Source organism: Brevundimonas sp. EYE_349, assembly GCF_023147505.1.
Lineage (GTDB): Bacteria > Pseudomonadota > Alphaproteobacteria > Caulobacterales > Caulobacteraceae > Brevundimonas.
This window is the reverse complement of record NZ_JAHXPB010000006.1, coordinates 71188-89087: the sequence shown is the minus strand read 5'-3', so window position 1 is coordinate 89087 and position 17900 is coordinate 71188. Positions and strand designations below refer to the sequence as shown.

The 17900-nt window shown below is 68.6% G+C and carries 21 protein-coding genes; 5 read left to right on the top strand and 16 right to left on the bottom strand.

Features of this window, described 5'->3' with window-relative positions:
• Positions 1–199 precede the first annotated feature (199 nt).
• The 7 genes from KZX42_RS12015 to KZX42_RS11985 form a co-directional block, all read right to left on the bottom strand.
• Positions 200–1417 (bottom strand): CCA tRNA nucleotidyltransferase, encoded by a 1218-nt coding sequence (locus tag KZX42_RS12015; protein ID WP_248119576.1) that lies wholly within the window; start codon positions 1415–1417, stop codon positions 200–202.
• The gene (locus tag KZX42_RS12010; protein WP_248119575.1) at positions 1414–2070 is read right to left on the bottom strand and encodes a CoA pyrophosphatase; all 657 of its coding nucleotides are present in this window, start codon (positions 2068–2070) and stop codon (positions 1414–1416) included. Before KZX42_RS12010 ends, KZX42_RS12015 begins: the two co-directional genes overlap by 4 nt.
• Positions 2067–2618 carry a DUF1285 domain-containing protein gene (locus KZX42_RS12005; protein ID WP_248119574.1) on the bottom strand — a complete coding sequence of 184 codons (552 nt, stop codon included), beginning with the start codon at positions 2616–2618 and terminating at the stop codon, positions 2067–2069. The genes KZX42_RS12010 and KZX42_RS12005 overlap by 4 nt, the downstream gene beginning before the upstream one ends.
• Before the next feature lie 71 nt (positions 2619–2689).
• A complete protein-coding gene (locus KZX42_RS12000) occupies positions 2690–3340 on the bottom strand; it encodes an OmpW family outer membrane protein (protein ID WP_248119823.1) in 651 nt (216 codons plus the stop codon).
• A 129-nt stretch (positions 3341–3469) separates the two neighbouring features.
• Positions 3470–3973: an N-acetyltransferase gene (locus KZX42_RS11995; protein ID WP_248119573.1), complete on the bottom strand. Its 504-nt coding sequence runs from the start codon at positions 3971–3973 to the stop codon at positions 3470–3472.
• A 56-nt stretch (positions 3974–4029) separates the two neighbouring features.
• Entirely contained in the window at positions 4030–4803 is a 774-nt protein-coding gene (locus KZX42_RS11990; RefSeq protein WP_248119572.1) for an enoyl-CoA hydratase-related protein, read from the bottom strand.
• Positions 4800–5882: an MBL fold metallo-hydrolase gene (locus tag KZX42_RS11985; protein WP_248119571.1), complete on the bottom strand. Its 1083-nt coding sequence runs from the start codon at positions 5880–5882 to the stop codon at positions 4800–4802. The genes KZX42_RS11990 and KZX42_RS11985 overlap by 4 nt, the downstream gene beginning before the upstream one ends.
• Positions 5883–6006: 124 nt before the next feature.
• On the opposite strand from KZX42_RS11985, the gene KZX42_RS11980 reads away from it, so the two are divergent.
• The 4 genes from KZX42_RS11980 (at position 6007) to KZX42_RS11965 (ending at position 9382) form a co-directional block, all read left to right on the top strand.
• On the top strand, positions 6007–6966 hold the full coding sequence (locus tag KZX42_RS11980; protein ID WP_248119570.1) for a hypothetical protein: 960 nt from the start codon (positions 6007–6009) through the stop codon (positions 6964–6966).
• A 107-nt stretch (positions 6967–7073) separates the two neighbouring features.
• Positions 7074–7859, top strand: a complete 786-nt coding sequence (gene xth, locus KZX42_RS11975; RefSeq protein WP_248119569.1) for an exodeoxyribonuclease III — start codon at positions 7074–7076, stop codon at positions 7857–7859.
• Positions 7860–7864: 5 nt separating this feature from the next.
• Entirely contained in the window at positions 7865–8380 is a 516-nt protein-coding gene (locus KZX42_RS11970) for a hypothetical protein (protein ID WP_248119568.1), read from the top strand.
• Between the two features lie 84 nt (positions 8381–8464).
• Positions 8465–9382, top strand: coding sequence for a cobalamin biosynthesis protein CbiG (locus KZX42_RS11965; RefSeq protein WP_248119567.1), 918 nt, complete (start codon positions 8465–8467; stop codon positions 9380–9382).
• Positions 9383–9392: 10 nt separating this feature from the next.
• Here the strand turns inward: KZX42_RS11965 and recN are convergent, their stop codons facing one another.
• Both recN and KZX42_RS11955 read right to left on the bottom strand, forming a co-directional pair.
• On the bottom strand, positions 9393–11102 hold the full coding sequence (gene recN, locus KZX42_RS11960; protein ID WP_248119566.1) for a DNA repair protein RecN: 1710 nt from the start codon (positions 11100–11102) through the stop codon (positions 9393–9395).
• Between the two features lie 89 nt (positions 11103–11191).
• A complete protein-coding gene (locus tag KZX42_RS11955) occupies positions 11192–12046 on the bottom strand; it encodes an outer membrane protein assembly factor BamD (protein ID WP_248119821.1) in 855 nt (284 codons plus the stop codon).
• 194 nt (positions 12047–12240) lie between these two features.
• Here KZX42_RS11955 and KZX42_RS11950 point away from each other — a divergent pair, with 194 nt between their 5' ends.
• On the top strand, positions 12241–13176 hold the full coding sequence (locus tag KZX42_RS11950) for a ribose-phosphate pyrophosphokinase (RefSeq protein ID WP_248119565.1): 936 nt from the start codon (positions 12241–12243) through the stop codon (positions 13174–13176).
• A 127-nt stretch (positions 13177–13303) separates the two neighbouring features.
• Here KZX42_RS11950 and KZX42_RS11945 read toward each other — a convergent pair whose 3' ends face one another.
• From KZX42_RS11945 to KZX42_RS11915, 7 genes are all read right to left on the bottom strand, one after another.
• Positions 13304–14650 (bottom strand): site-specific integrase, encoded by a 1347-nt coding sequence (locus KZX42_RS11945; protein WP_248119564.1) that lies wholly within the window; start codon positions 14648–14650, stop codon positions 13304–13306.
• 9 nt (positions 14651–14659) lie between these two features.
• Positions 14660–15703: a hypothetical protein gene (locus tag KZX42_RS11940; protein ID WP_248119563.1), complete on the bottom strand. Its 1044-nt coding sequence runs from the start codon at positions 15701–15703 to the stop codon at positions 14660–14662.
• A gap of 161 nt (positions 15704–15864) precedes the next feature.
• A complete protein-coding gene (locus tag KZX42_RS11935; protein WP_248119562.1) occupies positions 15865–16281 on the bottom strand; it encodes a helix-turn-helix transcriptional regulator in 417 nt (138 codons plus the stop codon).
• A gap of 34 nt (positions 16282–16315) precedes the next feature.
• Positions 16316–16615 (bottom strand): hypothetical protein, encoded by a 300-nt coding sequence (locus KZX42_RS11930; protein ID WP_248119561.1) that lies wholly within the window; start codon positions 16613–16615, stop codon positions 16316–16318.
• Entirely contained in the window at positions 16612–16821 is a 210-nt protein-coding gene (locus KZX42_RS11925) for a hypothetical protein (protein ID WP_248119560.1), read from the bottom strand. Before KZX42_RS11925 ends, KZX42_RS11930 begins: the two co-directional genes overlap by 4 nt.
• On the bottom strand, positions 16821–17006 hold the full coding sequence (locus KZX42_RS11920; protein WP_248119559.1) for a hypothetical protein: 186 nt from the start codon (positions 17004–17006) through the stop codon (positions 16821–16823). Before KZX42_RS11920 ends, KZX42_RS11925 begins: the two co-directional genes overlap by 1 nt.
• Positions 17006–17872 (bottom strand): hypothetical protein, encoded by an 867-nt coding sequence (locus KZX42_RS11915; RefSeq protein WP_248119558.1) that lies wholly within the window; start codon positions 17870–17872, stop codon positions 17006–17008. Before KZX42_RS11915 ends, KZX42_RS11920 begins: the two co-directional genes overlap by 1 nt.
• Between the last annotated feature and the right edge of the window lie 28 nt (positions 17873–17900).

Here is a 17900-nt window from a genome sequence, read left to right as displayed (position 1 = left end):
ACAACGGACATAGCCCTGTCACGGCGAACACAACGGGGACATGTTCCGGTTCGGCGAGCCTTGAAGTCCTGCGGCGGCGAAGCCGCAGGTTCATCGATGGCTTTCAGAGACTGGCAGCCGACGCGCGTTCGGTCTCGTCGTAATCTGCGTGACCCGGCTGTGTTCTTTGTGATGAACGCCCTGTCAGGCCCGCATCAACTCAAGCGTCGCTGGCTCTAGCCGCGATCAACGCCTTCAGCCGCGCCTCGTGCCCCTCGGTCGGAAAGTCGTCGGCGATCCAGCCGTCCTCGAACGCTTTCAACAGCCGCCCCGTCTCCGGTCCCGGCGTCACGCCCAGTCGCGCCAGGTCGCGACCGCTGACCGGCGGCTTCGGCGACGTCCAATCGGCCGCCAGCGCCCTCAGGGCCGAGCCGTCGCCGCCCCCCGCCGCCTCGGCCCGCGCCAGCCGATCCTCGAAGGCGCTTCGCCCCAGCCGATACAGGGCCGCCCGCGCCCGGACCGCCCCCATGTCCGGCGCGACGACGGGACCGTCCGTTACCGCCGCCGTCAACCGATCCCGCTGCGCGTTCGACAGGCGCAACGCCGCCGCCACGTCCGCCACCGCCGCCGCCTCGGCGGGCAGCAGGGCCGACAGCCGCAGGACAGGATCGGGCGTCAGATCGCAGATGGCCTGAAACAGCGTCAGCGGCTGGACCTGCGGCAGCACCTGCTCCAGCACCCCCGCCTCGGCCATCGCCTGCACCGCCGGTCGCGGATCGGGCGCGGCCAGCAGTTTCAGCAGTTCCTTGGACACCCGCTCGGCCGACAGCTGATCCATGCCGGCCTTCAGCGCCGCGCAGGCCGCCAGCCCATCAGCGTCGGGCGCGCCCCTTCCATACCAGGCGTAGAACCGGAAAAAGCGAAGGATACGCAGATAATCCTCACGGATGCGCGTCTCCGCCTCGCCGACGAAGACGATCCGCCCCGCCGTCGCATCGGCCAGGCCGCCCCCCGTCGGATCGAACACCTGGCCCGCCGCATCCGCATAGAGGGCGTTCAGGCGAAAATCGCGCCGCGCCGCATCCTCGGCCCAGTCCTGGGTGAAGGCGACCACGGCGCGCCGTCCGTCGGTCTCCACATCGCGACGCAGGGTGGTGATCTCATAGGGTCGGCGCTCGGACACCCCCGTCACCGTGCCGTGCTCCACCCCGGTCGGCACGGCCTTCAGCCCGGCGGCCTTCAGGGCGGCCATCGTCTGGGCGGGCGTCAGTAGGGTGGCGATGTCGATGTCGTCGACGGGCTGGTCCAGCAGGCTGTTCCTGACGCAGCCGCCGACGAACCGCGCGCAGCCCGGCCCGCCCGCCGTCTCCAGGGCCGTCATCACCGCGCGGGTGGCCGACGCCTCCAGCCACGGCTGACCGCGCATCGACACGCTCACGCCGCGTCCTCGTCGGCGGCGGCGGCGGGATGGGTCTCGTCGCCGTACAACCGCGCGTGCAGCCCCTTCAGAATGCCGGCCGTCACGCCCCAGATGTAACGTTCGCCCCACGGCATGGCCCAGAACCAGCGCCGCAGCCCCTCGTCCAGGTCATAGAAGTCGCGCCGATGGTTGGCCGCATCCATCAAAAAGTCCCACGGCGTCTCGAACACCTCGGCGACCTCGTCCGGCGACGGCGTGACGGTCGGCGCTGCGTCCAGCCAGCCGATCACCGGCGTCACCAGAAAGCCGGTTCCGGTCTCATAGGCGTCAGACAGGCCCAGCACCTGGACGGCGGACGGTTGGAGGGCCACCTCCTCGTCCGCCTCGCGCAGGGCCGCCTGAACCGCGTTTTCGCCGGGGTCCAGCCGCCCGCCGGGAAAGGCGATCTGGCCCGTGTGCCGCGCGAGGGTGTCCGCCCGGCGCGTCAGAAGCACCGTCGCCCCCTCGGGCCGGGCCACCACGGGGATCAACACCGCCGCAGGCCGCAGTTCCCCCGCCGCCCGCGCACTGCCGGGGTTCAGGTCATAATCGGATCGGTCGGGCTTCACCCCCGGCCGCCAGACCGGCGCCAGCTTCTGCGTCAGGCGCGCCTTTAGCGTGTCCAAGCTCACGCCACCGATCCCAGCGAAAAGGCCTGACCGGCCGACCGGACGATCAGCCGCCCGTCCACCTCCTCGGCCAGTTCCACCAGTTCGTAGAACACCGGCCGCGCGATCCGCGCCCACAGACTGCGGCGCACATGGATGCGGGGCGCCGGCTCGCCCGTCACCGGATCAGTCTCGACCTCGATGGGGTCGTCGGGACCGGCCCGCACCTCGTCGCCCACATCGGTCGTGAAAAACAGGTCTTCACCCTCGCGCCCCAGGGCCACCGCCCGAAACGGCAGGTCCTCGACCCGGATCTTCATCTTCTCGACGGGCGTGACGAGATGATAGCCGTCGTGATCCTTGCGCAGGACCGTGGAGAACAGCCGCACCAGCTCCGTGCGGCCGATAGGCGATCCCTCGTGCATCCACACGCCGTCGCGCCGAATGACGATGTCGATTTCGCCGCAATGCTCGGGGTTCCACAGATGAACCGGCGGGATGCCCCGTCCCGGCGCCTGATTCGCCGCTTGCGCCAGGGCGTTCAGCCCGGTCTTTGATGCCTCGTCCGCCATTCGCAAGACTTAGGCGCGCCGGATCGGTTCGTCACCTGTCCAGCACGCCTTCGGCCCTCGAGGTCGACGGATCAGAACTTGCGGCCGAACCCCACGGACACGACCCACGGGTCCAGGTTCACGTCGCTTTTCAACGCGCCGTCGTTGATGTCGGCGTCGGTGTTGAACCACACCTTCTTGACGTCGACATTCAGGCTCCACGGTCCCTTGACGCCGATGTCCGCGCCCGCCTGCAGGGCGTAGCCGAAGCCGTCGTCCAGCTTGACCTTGAAGTTGTTCTTATCCTTGCCGTCGAAGAAGACCATGTAGTTCACGCCAGCCCCGACATAGGGGCTGAAGCGGCCTTCGGTCAGCGGGCGGTATTGCAGGGTCACCACCGGCGGCAGGACCCAGGTTTCGTGAACCGCGACATCCGTGGCGCCGCCCTTGGCGCGGATCTCATGCTGGGTGGCGCCCAGAATGGCCTCGATGGCCAGATGGTCGGTCAGGAAATAGGTGAAGCCCAGGGTGGGCATGACGCTGTCGCCCACATCGACGTGCAGGCCGCTGTCGGCGCCGGCGGCGGTGGTGATGGCGTCGTCCGCCTGAGAGAAGACATCGGTCAGGCGACCGGTGACGATCCAGTCGCCGGCGCGCGGCGTAGTCCAGGCGTCCGCGCTCGCGCCGGCGGCGCTCTGGGCCAGGACCGGCGTGCTGACGGCGGCCGCCGCGACGGCGGCCATGATGGCGAACTTACAAGCTTTCACTTCGGTTATCCCCGACGTCCAGGCCGCCTGATGCGGCCGCTTTTCGGCGTCGGGGGCGTGATGCGCGCGGTCGGCGGGGCGCGCCTTGATCCAGCGCAAAAATCCTTATCGACCGATGGCGACCGCGCCGGATACGGTCGGGGCGCCTGTCGCCAGCCAAAGGATGCGCCGACGATCCACCGGCCCGGGCAGCACCACCTCTGGCGCGGGGACGAAGCCGAAACGCTCGAAATAGGCCCGGTCGCCCACCAGCAGCACCCCGCCGACCTGCCCGGCCAAGGTCCGTGCATGATCCAGACAGGCCGCGATCAGTTCGGCGCCCAGGCCGTCGCTGCGGCGCCCGGCGTCCACCGCGATGGGCCCCAGGAACAAGGCCGGCGTCGGCCCGACCCTGACGGGCCACAGGCGCACCGAGCCGATCACCCGACCTTCCACATGGGCCACGAAACCGGCCGATGGCGCCGACCCTTCGCGCAGGCGCTCGGCCGTCTTGGAGAACCGTCCCGGCCCGAAGGCGGCCATGACCAGCGCCTCCACGCCTTCGGCGTCAGCCGGGGTTTCGGCTCGGATACGGCTGACAGCCGGGGGCATGGCGAGGGCGTGCGACATTGGCGCGCGCACCTAGAAGCAAAGCTGCGCCAAATCAAGGCGCAGTCTTGCGACGGTCAGCCCACCTTGGAGAAGTCCGGCGCCCGCTTCTGGGTGAAGGCCATGAAGGCCTCCATCGCCTCGGGGCTCTTCATCTGCGACACGAAGGCTTCGCCCTCGCGCTGCATCAGGTCCCACAGCGCCTCGGCATCGCGCATCAACCGCTTGGTCTTGCGGATGGAGTTCGGCGCCCTTGCGGCGACCTTCGCGGCCAGGTCCGCCGCCGTCGCATCGACCTGATCGGCCGGAACCGCCCGATTGGCCATGCCCCAGGCCAGGGCCGTGCGCCCGTCCACAGCCTCGCCGAAAGCCAGCATCTCGAAGGCGCGCTGATGGCCGATCACCGCCGGCAGCAACAGGCTGGACGCCGCCTCGGGCGCGATGGCCAGATTGACGAAGGGCACGGACAACAGGGCGTCCTCGGCCAGGACCACCAGGTCGCAGTTCAGCAGCATGGTCATGCCCACGCCCACGGCGCGCCCCCTGGCGGCGGCCACGGCCGGCTTGTCCAGATCGGCCAGCGACTTCAGGAACCGGAACACCGGCAGGTCGGAAGGCGTCTGGGTTTGCGATCCTAGGCTGATGAAATCCTGAATATCGTTCCCGGCGCAGAAACTGTCGCCCTCCGCCCGGAACAGCAGCACCCGAACCGCATCGTCGGTCCGGGCCCGTTCGCTGGCCTCGGCCAGGCCCGTGTACATGGCCTGGGTCAGGGCGTTTTTCTTGTCTGGCCGGTTCAGCGTCACGGTCAGGACGCCATCGGCCAGTTCGGTGCGGATATGTTCGCTCACGTCGTTTCCTCGTCCTGTTCGACGGCGGTCCACCAGTCGACGCCGTTCTCGTCGCGCGTCCGTCGGGCGCGCCCGCGCTTTTCCAGATAGTTCAGATGCGCCTGAGCCTCGCCGGTCGCCATGCCCAGCACACCGTCTCCGACCGTCCGACCGAACACGGCCGGAAAGCCGTCGATCACCCTAGACGGTTGACGCAACGTCCGCTCAAGCCGTTTCAGCGCCGTCTCGTGCCCGCGCTTCAGCGCCTCCAGCCGCGCATGAACGCCGCAAAAGGGCTCGCCGTGCGCCGGCAGGATCAGCGCGCCCTCGGGCATTATCCCACGCAGCCGGTCCAGCGACGCCATCCAGTCGCCCAGCGGGTCCGCCATCGGCTCGGTCGGCCAGACCGAGACGTTCGACGATATGCGCGGCAGGATCTGATCCCCGGCCAAGAAAACATCGTCCGACCGCCGCCACAGGCAAACATGCTCAGGGCTGTGGCCCGAGCCGATCACCACCGTCCAGTCGTCGTCGCCGATCCGAACCGCATCGCCGTCCGACAGCCGACGATGGCTGCGCGGCATCGGCGCGACGCCCTTGGCGAACCCGCCATAGTCCCCGCGCCATTTTTCGATCTGATCTTCCGTCCAGCCGGCGGCGCGGAAGAACCGCACGCCGTCCTTGGGCGCATCGCCGGCCTCCTCGGCCATCAACATCCGGGCCGTCACATATTCCAGCCGCGACATCCACAGCGGCGCCCCCGACCGCTCGCACAGCCAGCCGGCCAGGCCGATATGGTCGGGGTGCATATGGGTGCAGATCAGCCGCGTGATCCGCCGCCCCTCCAGCGGTCCCGCCAGCGCCGTCTCCCACGCCGCCACGGTGTCTGGCGTCCGCAGCCCGGTGTCGATCACCACCCAGCCCGCGCCGTCCCGCAGCGCATAGGCGTTCACATGATCCAGTTGAAACGGCAGGGCGAACCGCAGCCACAGCACGCCGCGCGCAACCTCGACCGCCTCTCCCGGCGCCGGGACGCCGGCGAACGGATAGGTCAGCCCCCGCGCATCTCTCGTCACCGCCGCAGCGCCATCGTCCGCCAAGTCCGTCTCCTATCGCAACGCATCGCGTTGTAGTCTGGCGCTGCCGGTCGCGTCCACCCGCCTTGACCCGGACCCAATAGGCGGTCACGAAGTCTGCCAGTCTTCAGAACCCAGGTGTTTCCCAATGAAATCCCGTCTTCTCGCCGCCGTCGCGGCGCTTCTGTTCAGCGCGGCGGTCGCTGCGCCCGCCCTGGCGCAAGATGCGGAGACACACTCCGCTGACCCGCAAAACGGCGTACGGGCCACCACCCAGGCCGTGACGCCGTCACGTATTAGAGGGCGAAACAACGAACCCCGTCGCGAACGTGCGCCGGCCGCCCCCACCGCCGAGCAAATCCTGGCGGCCGCCCAGGAGCAGATGGCCCTGACCACGACGGGCTGTCAGGTCAGCGAAGCCAAGCTGCTGGGCAAGACGGCCGCCGGCACCACCGTCTATGAAGTCGCCTGCGGCGCCGCGCCGGGCTATATGGTCGAAACCAAGACGCCGCCCGAGGCGTCCAGCTGCATCATCCTGGCCCACACCGCCGAGCAGCGCCGCGCCGCCGATCCGGCGGCCGACGTCGGCCCCCAATGCACCATCGCCGCCAACACCGACACGCAGAAGTTCCTGCGCGAATACGCCAAACAGGCGGGCGTGCCCTGCACCGTCGATCAGGCCAAGATTCTGGGCCAGTCCGGAGCCGGCGCGATCGTCTATGAAATCGGCTGTTCGGACGCCGCCGGATACTGGATCAAGCAGGACGCCGGCGCCTGGACCAAGACCCCCTGCATCCAGGTTCTGGCCGAAAACGGAAAGTGCGACTTCACCACCACCGCCGAGAACGCGGGCTATGTGAAGACGCTGCTGGCCGGATCGGCCGCCGCGCCCTGCAACGTCACCGAGGCCCGCCTGATGGGTCAGAACGCCAACGGCGTCTTCTATGAAGCCAAGTGCGAGGGGGCAGACGGCGTCATCGCCCGCCTGAACGCCGAGAACGTGGTTCAGCAGATCTACCCTTGCACCACCGCCCAGCAGATCGGCGGCGGCTGCAAGCTGACGACGGCCCCGGCCGCTGCGCCTGCCCCCGCCGGCGGCCGCCCGTAGGCGACAGTCAGATATCGACAAGGAAAGGCCGCCGGGCGATCCGGCGGCCTTTTTCTTTTGAACGACGGTCTTTTCGGATCGCGAGACGCAGCCTAAGCCTTGACCCCATGCGCATCGCCACCTGGAACGTGAACTCCGTCAACGCCCGCCTGCCCACCGTGCTGGCGTGGCTGGAACAGGCCGCCCCCGACGTCGCCTGTTTTCAGGAAATCAAATGCGTGGACGAGAAGTTCCCGCGCGAGGCCTTCGAAAGCCTGGGCTACAATGTCGAGACCCACGGCCAGAAGAGCTACAACGGCGTCGCCCTGCTGTCGAAATATCCGATGTCCGACCTCCGGCGCGGCCTGCCCGGCGACGAGACCGACGAACAGGCCCGCTATATCGAGGCCCTGATCGAGGCGCCGCGCCCCATCCGCGTCGGCGCGATCTATCTGCCGAACGGCAATCCCATCGGGACCGAGAAGTTCGCCTACAAACTGGCTTGGTTCGACCGGCTGAACCGCCATGCGCAGGCCCTGCTCAGGTTCGAAGAGCCGCTGGCCCTGTGCGGCGACTACAACGTCATCCCCGAGGCCGAGGACGCCAAGACCCCCGCCGCCTGGACCGACGACGCCCTGTTCCAACCCCAGAGCCGCCAGGCTTTCCGGGCCCTGAAGAACCTTGGCTTGGCCGACGCGCACGAGATCGGCGGCGAGCCGGCGGGAACCTACACCTTCTGGGATTATCAGGCCGGCGCCTGGCAGCGCGACCACGGCATCCGTATCGACTTCGCCCTGCTGTCGCCCCAGGCCGCCGACCGCTGCCGGGGCGTCGAGACCCACCGCGACGCCCGCGACATGGAAAAGCCCAGCGACCACGTCCCCGTGGTGGTCGATCTGGACCTGGAGGCCTGACGCCGATGGCCGACGTCTTGCGGGTGGGTCTGCTGATCGCCCTGGCGGCGGCCCTGCTGACGACCCTGGCCCTGGCGCTGTCGTGGTGGATGGAGCCGCCGCGCCGACTGCGCCGCGCCATGCTCAAGGCCCTGGGCGCCGCGCCCGAGGTGGAGGCCCTGTCGCCCGGCGAAGGCCGTGCCTGCGCCCTGAACTTCGACGTCGAACAGGTAGTGGTGCTGTGGGCCAACGGCGCCCACGGCCTGGCCTACGCCTTCGACGAGGTCGAGGGCGGCGAGATCATCGTGGACGGCCATGTCGTCGCCCGCGTCCGGCGCGGCGAGGCGCGCAAGTCGCTGGACGTCCTGGCCCCCGACGCCGAACAGGTGGTTCTGCGCCTGATGTTCGCCGACGCCCGCAATCCCGAGTTCGAACTGGCGCTGTGGGACGCCGCCCTGCCCGTCCAGACCGGCTCGCCTGGCGAGGCCCTTCGCCTGGGCCGGCGCTGGCTGTCGCACATGGAGGCCCTGCTGAAGGGCTGATCCGCGACAGGGCCTTTCGGTCGCCGCGATGGGGCGTTAGAAGCCCCGCTCATTCCTACCGACGCCTTTATCAAGGAGGCCGCCTTGGCCCGCCTTTTCGACGCCTATGTCGTCGCCGACTGGACCGCCGCCGAAACCAAGAAGCTGGGCGACACCTCGCTGTGGATCGGCGTGGCCAAGCGCGACGTGCGTTTCCGACTCTATACAGAGACCCACAATGTCGCCACGCGCGCCGAGGGCGAGGCCTTGCTGGCCTCCATCCTGGCCGATCACAGGAAGCGTGGCGACCGCGTTCTGGTCGGGCTTGACTTCAACTTCGGCTATCCCGCCGGCACGGCCGCGCGGCTGAATCTGGACGGCACCTCCGGGCAGGCCCCTTGGCAGTTGATGTGGAAATTCATCGCGTCCAACATCGTGGACAAGGCCGACAACACCAACAACCGGTACCAGGTCGCGGCCAAGATGAACCGGCTGATGACCGACGAGGCCTGGCCGTTCTGGGGCGCCCCGGCCAAACAGGCGCAGCGCTGGCTGACCACGACCAAACCCCCCGCAGACGCAGGCGCCGACATCCCCGAGTTCCGCGCCACCGAGGACGCGGTTCGCAAGGGCCGGCTCCAACCCAAGAGCGTCTGGCAGATGCATGGCGCGGGCGCGGTGGGCGGCCAGACCTTGGTCGGCATTCCCGCCGTGCGCCGCCTGTTGGAAAGCCTGGGACCATCCGGCGCCGTCTGGCCGTTCGGCACGGGCTGGCGGGAACTGACGCCCGACGACGTCGAGCCGCTGTCCGCCCTGGTCGTGGAGGTCTGGCCCTCGATGTTCGCGACCACGCTGGAGCCCGGCGAGTTCAAGGACCAGGCCCAGGTGCGCACCACCGCAGAGGCCCTGGCCCGGATGGACGACGCCGGCGACCTGGCCAAGGCCTTCGCCCCGCCCAAGACCGCCACCCCCGACCTTATCGCCCAGGTCGAACACGAAGAAGGCTGGATTCTCGGCGCCTAAGGCCCGACGCCTATCCGATCAACGCCCGCGCCGCCGCGCGGGCTTCGTCGGTGATGGCGGCGCCCGACAGCATCCGGGCGATCTCTTCGCGGCGGTGATGGTCGTCCAGGGCGACGACGGTGGTGGTGGTCATCACGCCGATCTCGGAAGGCGCATCGGCCTTTTTGACTTTCCAGTGCGCATGGCCGCGCGCCGCGACCTGGGGGCTGTGGGTCACGACCAGGACCTGGGCGCCAGTCGACAGCCGTTTCAGGCGCGATCCGACGGCCTCCGCCACCGCGCCGCCCACGCCCTGATCCACCTCGTCGAAGATCATCACCGGCTGGCGCACGTCCTCGCGGCTGGCCAGAGCCGCCTTCATGGCCAGGGCGAACCGCGCCAGTTCGCCGCCCGACGCTATGGCGTCCAGCGGGCCGAAGTCAGTTCCGGCGTTGGTGGCGATCTGGAACCGTACGGTCTCCAGCCCTTCCGGCCCGCGCCGTCCGTCGATCCGCTCCAGCGCCACGCGGAACCGCGCCCGCTCCAGCTTCAGCGGTGCCAGTTCGCCCATGACGGCGGCGGTCAGCCGGTCGGCCGCCGCCTCCCGCGCCGAGGTCAGGAACTCGGCCGCCAGATCATAGGCTTCGGCCGCCTGCGCGGCCTCGCGGGCGGCATTGGTCAGCGCCTCCTCGCCGTCCTCGATCAGCCGAAGCTGCTCGCGCAACCGGATCCGCAGCGTCGGCAGGGCGTCGACCGTGGTGTTCAGCTTTCTCGCGGCCGCGCGCAGGGCGAACAGCCGTTCCTCCGCCTTGTCCAGCCGACCGGGTTCGTAGTCGAAGGCGTCGGCGGCGGCGTCCACGGCGGCGATGGCCTCGGCCGCCTCGACCATGGTGCGGTCGATGGCCTCGACGGCGGCCGACAGTTTCAGAATGACCGGATGGTCGCCCTCGGCCCCCGCCTGCCCGGCCCGCTGGCGCGCATGTTCGACGGCGCGCAGGGCCGCACCCAGCTTCTGGCTCAGCTTGTCGCCGCCCAACTGGGTTCGGGCGTCGGCTAAATCGGCGATGGCCTTTTCCGCCGCACCCAGCAGGGCGCGTTCCCCGGCCAGCTCGGTCTCTTCGTCGGCGCGCGGGTCCAGCGCATCCAGTTCGGCCAGGTTCAGGCTGATCTCTTCCAGACGCGCGGCGGCGTCGGCGGCGTCGGCCTTCAACTCGGCCAGCTTGGCTTCGGCGGCCTTCAGTCTGATCGAGGCGGCGGCCACCGCCGACAACTGCGGCTGAAGCCCGCCATAGGCGTCGAGCGCCCCGCGATGGGTGCGCCAGTCCAGCAGGCCCACGGTTTCGTGCTGACCATGCACCTCCACCAGGGCGGCGCCGATCTCGCGCAGGGCCGTCACCCCGGCCGGCTGATCGTTGACATAGGCCCGGCTTCGGCCGTCCGCGCCCAGCACGCGGCGCAGGATCAGATCCTCGCCCGGCTGAACATCGAATCCCTTGTCGGCGATCAGGGCCAGAAGGTCGGGATCGTCGGGCGCGGAAAACACCGCCGTCGCCACCGCCTGTCTGGCGCCGTGACGCACCAGTCCGGCGTCGCCCCGCCCGCCCAACGCCAGGCCTAGGGCGTCCAGAATGATCGACTTGCCCGCCCCTGTCTCGCCGGTCAGCACGGTCAAGCCGCTCTCGACCTCGAGATCGAGCACGTCCACCAGGACGACGTCGCGAATGGACAGGGCGGTCAGCATGGGCGCACGCGATTCGACATCGCCGCCATTCTAGCGCGGCCGATCAAGGAACAAATCAGGAATTACAGCCCCGATGCGCGACGAATCCTTCAGCCTGGGATGAGGCGCTTCAGCCAGCTTTCGCGCTTGGCCTCGGGGGCCTTCTCGGGCGTCTGGCCGTTTTCGGTCAGCAGGGCGTAGGCTTCCGAATACCAGGGGCTGCCGGGATAGTTGTAGCCCAGGACCGCGCCGTTGCGGGTCGCCTCTTCCTTCAGGCCCAGCTGCAGGTTCACCTCGACCAGACGATACAGGGCCTCGGGCGTGTGCGAGGTGCGCTGATAGTCGGGGTTGGCGATGACGGCCTTATAGCGGTTCAGCGCCGCCAGCGGCTGGTTGGCGCGCTGATAATAGCGGCCGATGTTCATTTCCTTGCCGGCCAGCTGGTCGTTGACCATGTCGATCTTGACCGCGGCGTCCGAGGCGTAGGGCGTGCCGGGATAGCGGCGGGCCACGTCCTTCAGGCCGGCCAGGGCGGCGGTGGCGTAGCCCTGGTCGCGGCCCACGTCGGTGATCTGTTCGAAGTTGCAGACCGCCTTCATGTAGAAGGCGTAGGCCGCCGACGGATTGCCGGGGAACAGCTGGATGAACCGGTCCGCCGCCGCGATGGCGTCGGCGTAGTTGTTGTTCTGGTAGTAGGCGTAGATCTGCATCAGGATCGAGCGACGCGCCCAGTCCGAATAGGGATGCTGGCGTTCGACTTCCTGGAAATAGTCCACCGCGTCGGACCAGCGCCGCTGCTGCAGGCGGTCATAGCCGGTGTTGTAGAGCGCCTCGACCGGACGTTCCTCATAGGCCAGCTTGGGACGCTTTGTGCCCGAGCAGCCTGAAATCGTCACGGCGGCGAGCGCCGCGGCCATCAGCACCATGCCGGAACGGAACTTAGAAGCGGACAAGGACGACCCCATGACGTGTGAAGACAACGGTCATAAGACCGCTTCCCCCGGAAACCAAGGCGGCGATCTCTAGCACCCGCGACCGAGCCGCGCCATGCCGAGGAAATCTCCGCATGTGACTTGCCCTGCCCGGCACCGCTGGTAAAGAGCGCGCCAACCGACCGCCGTTCATGGGGGGCGGATGACGGCGAAAGGATGACCGGCCGATGAAGCTGCTCTCTGGCAACTCCAACCGCGCGCTGTCGCAGGCCATCGCCGACCACCTCGACGCCCCCCTGACCAAGGCCCAGGTCAAGCGGTTCGCCGACAACGAGGTCTTCGCCGTCATCGAGGAGAATGTGCGGGGCGAGGATGTCTTCATCCTGCAATCCACCTCCTACCCGGCCAATGACAATCTGATGGAGTTGCTGATCATCACCGACGCCCTGGTGCGGGCCTCGGCGAAGCGGATCACGGCCGTCATGCCCTATTTCGGCTATGCCCGTCAGGACCGAAAGACCGGCGGCCGCACCCCGATCTCGGCCAAGCTGGTGGCCAATCTGATTACCCGCGCCGGCGCCGATCGCGTTCTGACCATGGACCTGCACGCGGGTCAGATTCAGGGCTTCTTCGACATTCCGACCGACAATCTGGTCGCCACCCCGGTCCTGGCCCAGGACATCAAGGACCACTATCCGCGCGGCGACGACCTGATGATCGTCTCGCCCGACGTGGGCGGCGTGGTGCGCGCCCGGTCGCTGGCCAGCCGTCTGAACGCCGACCTCGCCATCGTCGACAAGCGCCGGCCGAAGGCGGGCGAAAGCGAGGTCATGAACATCATCGGCGATGTCGAAGGCCGCCGATGCATTCTGTTCGACGACATCGTCGATTCGGGCGGCACCCTGGTCAACGCCGCCAAGGCCCTGATTGACCAGGGCGCGACCGAGGTCTCGGCCTATATCAGCCACGGCGTCCTGTCCGGCCCCGCCGTCCAGCGCATCACCGACGGCCCGCTGAAGGAGCTGGTGATCACCGACTCGATCGAGCAACCCCACGAAGTTTTGAACTGCTCGAAAATCCGAACGGTTTCCGTGGCTCCGCTTATCGGAGAGGCTATCCGACGGATCGCGAACGAGGAATCGGTTTCCAAACTGTTCGATTAACCGTCGGATAGCGGGGCCTGTTAATCGACGGCTCGCTGATGACCGCCCTGCCTGGGTGCCGTCCGACTTTTCGGGGTGTTTCCGACTTGGGCGCAAGTCGGACGTCCGACTTGCGTTCACGGATGTTCTAGGCGGCGGTCAGAGCGACGCCCTGGGATTTGGCCCAGGCGTGCAGCTTGGATGCGCTGTCTAGGGCGCTGGCGTCCATCAGGCTGAGATAGTGTTCGCGCAGGATGTTCTTGGCCGTATCGACGGCCCAGCCGCCCCATGAGGCGATGCGGTCCAGGGACACGTCGGCGGCCGCCAGGCGGGTGACGCAGGTGTCGCGGGTGTCCTGCAGCGTCTTGTCGAGGAAGGATGGCGGCATGGCCCCGGCGGCGACGGCGGCGCGGCGCGCCTCGCGGAAGCGAGTTCCAATGGTGTCGGACGTGTGCCGGCGGTTCATCCGGTAGTCCCAGAGATAAGGCGTGGCGTTCAGGTGACGCAGGGGCGCGGCGTCGGCCTCGGCCCGGCGACGGGCGACCCGCACCGCCAAAGGCTCCAGAATGCCCGCCAAAGCCTCCTGACCCTTGCGCTCGGTCTTTTGCGGGACATAGCGCCAGGTGGCCCCTTCCAGCTCGTGGACGGCGGCCTTGGCGACATCGACCTGGCGCGATCCGGTCCAGAGGCAGGCGGTGGCGGCGTCGGCCACATCGACGAAGCCGTTGGCGTCGCACCAGGCGACGAAGTCGCGTTCCTCCTCGACGGTCCAGAAGACGCGGCGGCCGGCGGATTTCTGGCGGCCGACGCCGACGGCCGGGCTGGCCACGATCCATTGCGGATCCTGCCACATGGCCCAGCGGAAGAAGGCGCCGGCCGCGCCGACGGCGGCGTTGGCGGTGGCGGTCGAGACCTCGGCCTGCAGATCCAGATACCAGGCGCGCATCTGCGGCAGGGTGATGGTGTCCACGCGGCGCGCGCCGAACCGCTGGATGAACTTGCGCGAGTGGACGCGATAGGCGCGCTGGCTGGCGGTCGAGATACGCTTCAGCGCCTGGGCGTCGGCGAAGAAGCCTTCGACCATGGCGGCGCCGGTGCGGGGCGCGGCCCCCTCGGGCATCAGATCCGGCTCGCGCGCCTCGATCACGGCGCGGGCGCGTTCGATCAGATCCGCGACCAGGACGCGGCGGTGACGGGCCTCGACCTCGACCGGCGCGGGCGGCAGGCGTTCGAGAGCGGCGGCTAGCATGGAGCGGGCCTTTGACCCCTCCCCATCGTCGCGCATGGCCTCGCGCACCAGGCGCGCCCACAGGGTGCGCGCGTCCGCCGCCGTCGTCGCCGCGCCGCGATCCATCCAGCCGCCGGCATGGTCGCGCAGATCCATGCCGGCGAAACCGCAGGCCCGGTTGGCGGGTGACGGCTCCCAGCGCGGGCGGCCGTCACGCCATTTCAGGCCGTTGCGGAGGTTGGAGGGGGCGGCGGGCTTGCGGGTCATGGCGAAGGGTTAACCCGCTTCCGGAGCGGCGTCACCTTGGGGCGCTCCCCCTTCCTTCGCGGCGGTCGATTTCAGGGCGGCTAGGGCTTCTTTCAGGCCAGCAATGCGGCCTCGGTCCCACGCGCCATGCGTCGGGCCGGTGAGGGGCGCATTTATCTTGGCATTGAACGCCTCCACCGCGATCTTTACCCTGTCTTCATCGGCGGCGGGCGGCGGGGATGGGTGGGCGTAGAGGGGGACAACTTTTGCGCCATCTCCCGCATGATCCGCCCAACCCTGAGCAATCCTTTCTGCGTCGAACGTGTGCCGAAGACGCTTACCCGGAAACTGCAAGCCCCACGCCATAGGCTCCCCCGCCGCCCCTTCGTCCTGCGAGACGTAACGATCTTCTGCCCCTCGGTCAGTGAAAGCCGCAGAGCGCAAATCGTCCTGTTTCGGTGACAGCGACCAATCGTGATGCCATGCAAAGGCGCAATAGGCGGCGACATCGCGCGGGTCGCCCTTCTGGATGTGACGCAATAGGTCTTCGATCAGCTTGTCGCGCCAATCATCGGCCTTCCACGCGTCGTCAAAGCCATATTTCTCGCCAGCCGCACGCAGCTTGGCTTTCAGAGCGACCGCAAACCGATCAACCAGATCATCAGTAGCCGCCCCTTCGTCCTGGGCCTCGGCTCGGGCGGGGGTGGTGGAGAGGGCGTTGATGATCGCCGCCAAATGAGCGCGGCCTGTCCCAACGTCCTTGCAGGATAGGAGCGCCCGCATCGTTTCGTCAGTCACCGATTGCGTCAGGCTGTCGGCCGTCACCCCCTGCTGGCCTCCCAAGGCGAGGGGGCGGGCGGATAGGAGGGCGAGGATGGCGGGAACGTCGTTAGCCGTTGCAGGCGTGAAGTCGTATTGCGACGTGCTGGCGGACCATCCCTCGTTTCCGACACGCGGATATTGACCCGGCGCATATGGCGTCGGCTTCCCTGCGTTCCACACAAAGACGATCTCGCCTTCGGTCGTCGCGTCCTTCCATCCATCGCCGTTGATCTTCCCGACGCCTTTTAGCACTGCCTCCTGCGTCTCTCCGCTCGGTTGGGGGCGGAGGTCTGTCGAGCCGCAATAGCAGTGCGCCATCTCATCAGAGAACGACGTCCCGCCCCAGCATTTCGGACCATGCTCCCGCTCCGACCCGCTCGCTTCGACCGGAGCGGTGGGGGCTACTGCTCTGCTCATTGCACCGGCTCCAGCGCGCGGAAATCGACCGTGATGCCGGGCGATCCGGTGATGATCATCGGCGGAACGGCGGCCTTGGCCAGGTACAGGACGGCGCGCTGGAGCTGGGGCGACAGGTCCAGCCAGGCGCGGGCGAGTTCGACGCCGGAGGGATGGGCGCACATGGCGGCGACGGGGCCGGCGGCGGCGTCGGGGGCTTCGCCCAGCAGGGCGGCGGCCGGGACATCGAGGGCGCGCGCGATCAGGGACAGGCGGGCGGCCGCGATGCGGTTCGTTCCCTTCTCGTATTTCTGAACCTGCTGGAAGGTGACGCCAATGTGGGCGGCGAGCGCGGCCTGGGTCATGCCCTGCTGCTCGCGCCGGGCGCGGACGCGGCTTCCGATGGTTGCGTCGTGTGGCGTGGCGGTGGACATGGTCAGTTCCCTTGGTGGTCAGGTTGGTGGTGGTTCAGCCGGCGGCGGCGACGAGGGCCGCGACGGTGTCGGGGGGCGGACGACGCACGGCGTCGTTCGCGGGGGCTTTGGCGGCCGACAGGGCGACGGGCGGAGCCTCGGTCGCGGCCCAGCGGCGGCCATGCATGAAGTCGATGACGGCCTGGCGCGCCCAGCGCGGGCGTTCGCCCTTCCCGCCGCCCAGATAGGGCGGCGGGAAGCCGTCGATGGTGCGCCAGGTGCGCTGCAGCTGGCTGTAGGAGACGCCCAGCAGCACAGCGACACCGTGCAGATCGAGGGCGTCGGGGGCGATCATGCGGCGGCTCGCGAAATTGGGCCGCCGTGCTGGATCCGCAGGGCCAGACATTCGCCCAGCTGCTCGCCGATCTGGCGGCTGACGCCGCGCGCGGCCTCGACCGATCGCAGGGCGTCGTAGGATCCGGCGATCTGGGTCGTGAAGTTGCGGCCGTCGATCTCGACCGTCACCGAGATCTCGACCACGGACATGCGGGCGGCGGCCATTAGCGGCGATCCACCCTGGCCTGCAGCATGTCGCCGATGATGCCGAGCGGCCAGCAGATGGCGTTCGACAGCGCAATGCAGACGTAGGCGGGGCCGAGGTCAGCCGGTTCGGCCGCCCTGATCGACGTGGCGAGGTCGATGGCGGCCGCGCAGGCATAGGCGCCGATGATCAGGGCGGCGATCATTACGCGGCCTCATCGGTCGGGGCGCGGTTCAGGGCCGAGCGGCCTTCCGAGGTGACGCGGACGCCGCCCATGTTGCCGGCGGTCGGGACATCTTCGGCCAGGCCCGCCGCGATGAAGGCGTCGACGGTGGCCTGGTCGATGTAGGGCGGGCCGTAGTTGGAGCTGTAGCCCTCGGGAGACTTGTAGAGGCGGCGGGCCGTGACGAGGATCCGCAGCTCATGCAGGCGCACGGCGACCGAAGCCGTGTCGGTCGGGATGTTGACCAGGCCGTCGTCCAGAGGGACCGTCGCCGTGGCGGGATCCGCGACGGTTTCGCCCTCTTCGGCGATGACGGCGCCCTCCCCGCCCGTCGTGGCGGCCGCGACCTGTTCGGCGTCGAAGGTGTCGGCGGCTTGATCGTTCCAAGGCTCCTCGCCCTCGTGAAGCCGGGCGACGGCTTCTTCGCCCTGCATGTCCACCGTGTAGTGAGCGGTTCCCCAGTAATCGATCGCGACCTCAGAGGCGGCCTCCATAAGGTGCGCTGGATCGATGTCGTTCTGACCTTTGGCGAAGCGGAGCGGCCCGGTGATGATCGGCTGATCGGTCGGCTTGGCGCGCGCGACGAGAATGTCGCCCAAACGCTCCTCGACGACATAGCCCTGTTCGCCCCAGGCCAGGGCGGCGCGCTTATTCAGTTCGGCTTTGACTTCGTCATCGGAAACCTCGCTGGTCCACCGGCGCGCGGCGATAGCAAAGGGCGGTTCAGCCGTCGCAGCCACAGGGTCGGCGTCGGCCATCGGCGCGGTTTGATTGCCGGGCAGAGAGCCGCCCGGATCGCCGTCGCCGTCGCGGTCGAGGGGGTGGGTGCGTTTGGACTTGGCGGTCACGTGGGATCTCCGATCAGTGACGGGTGGG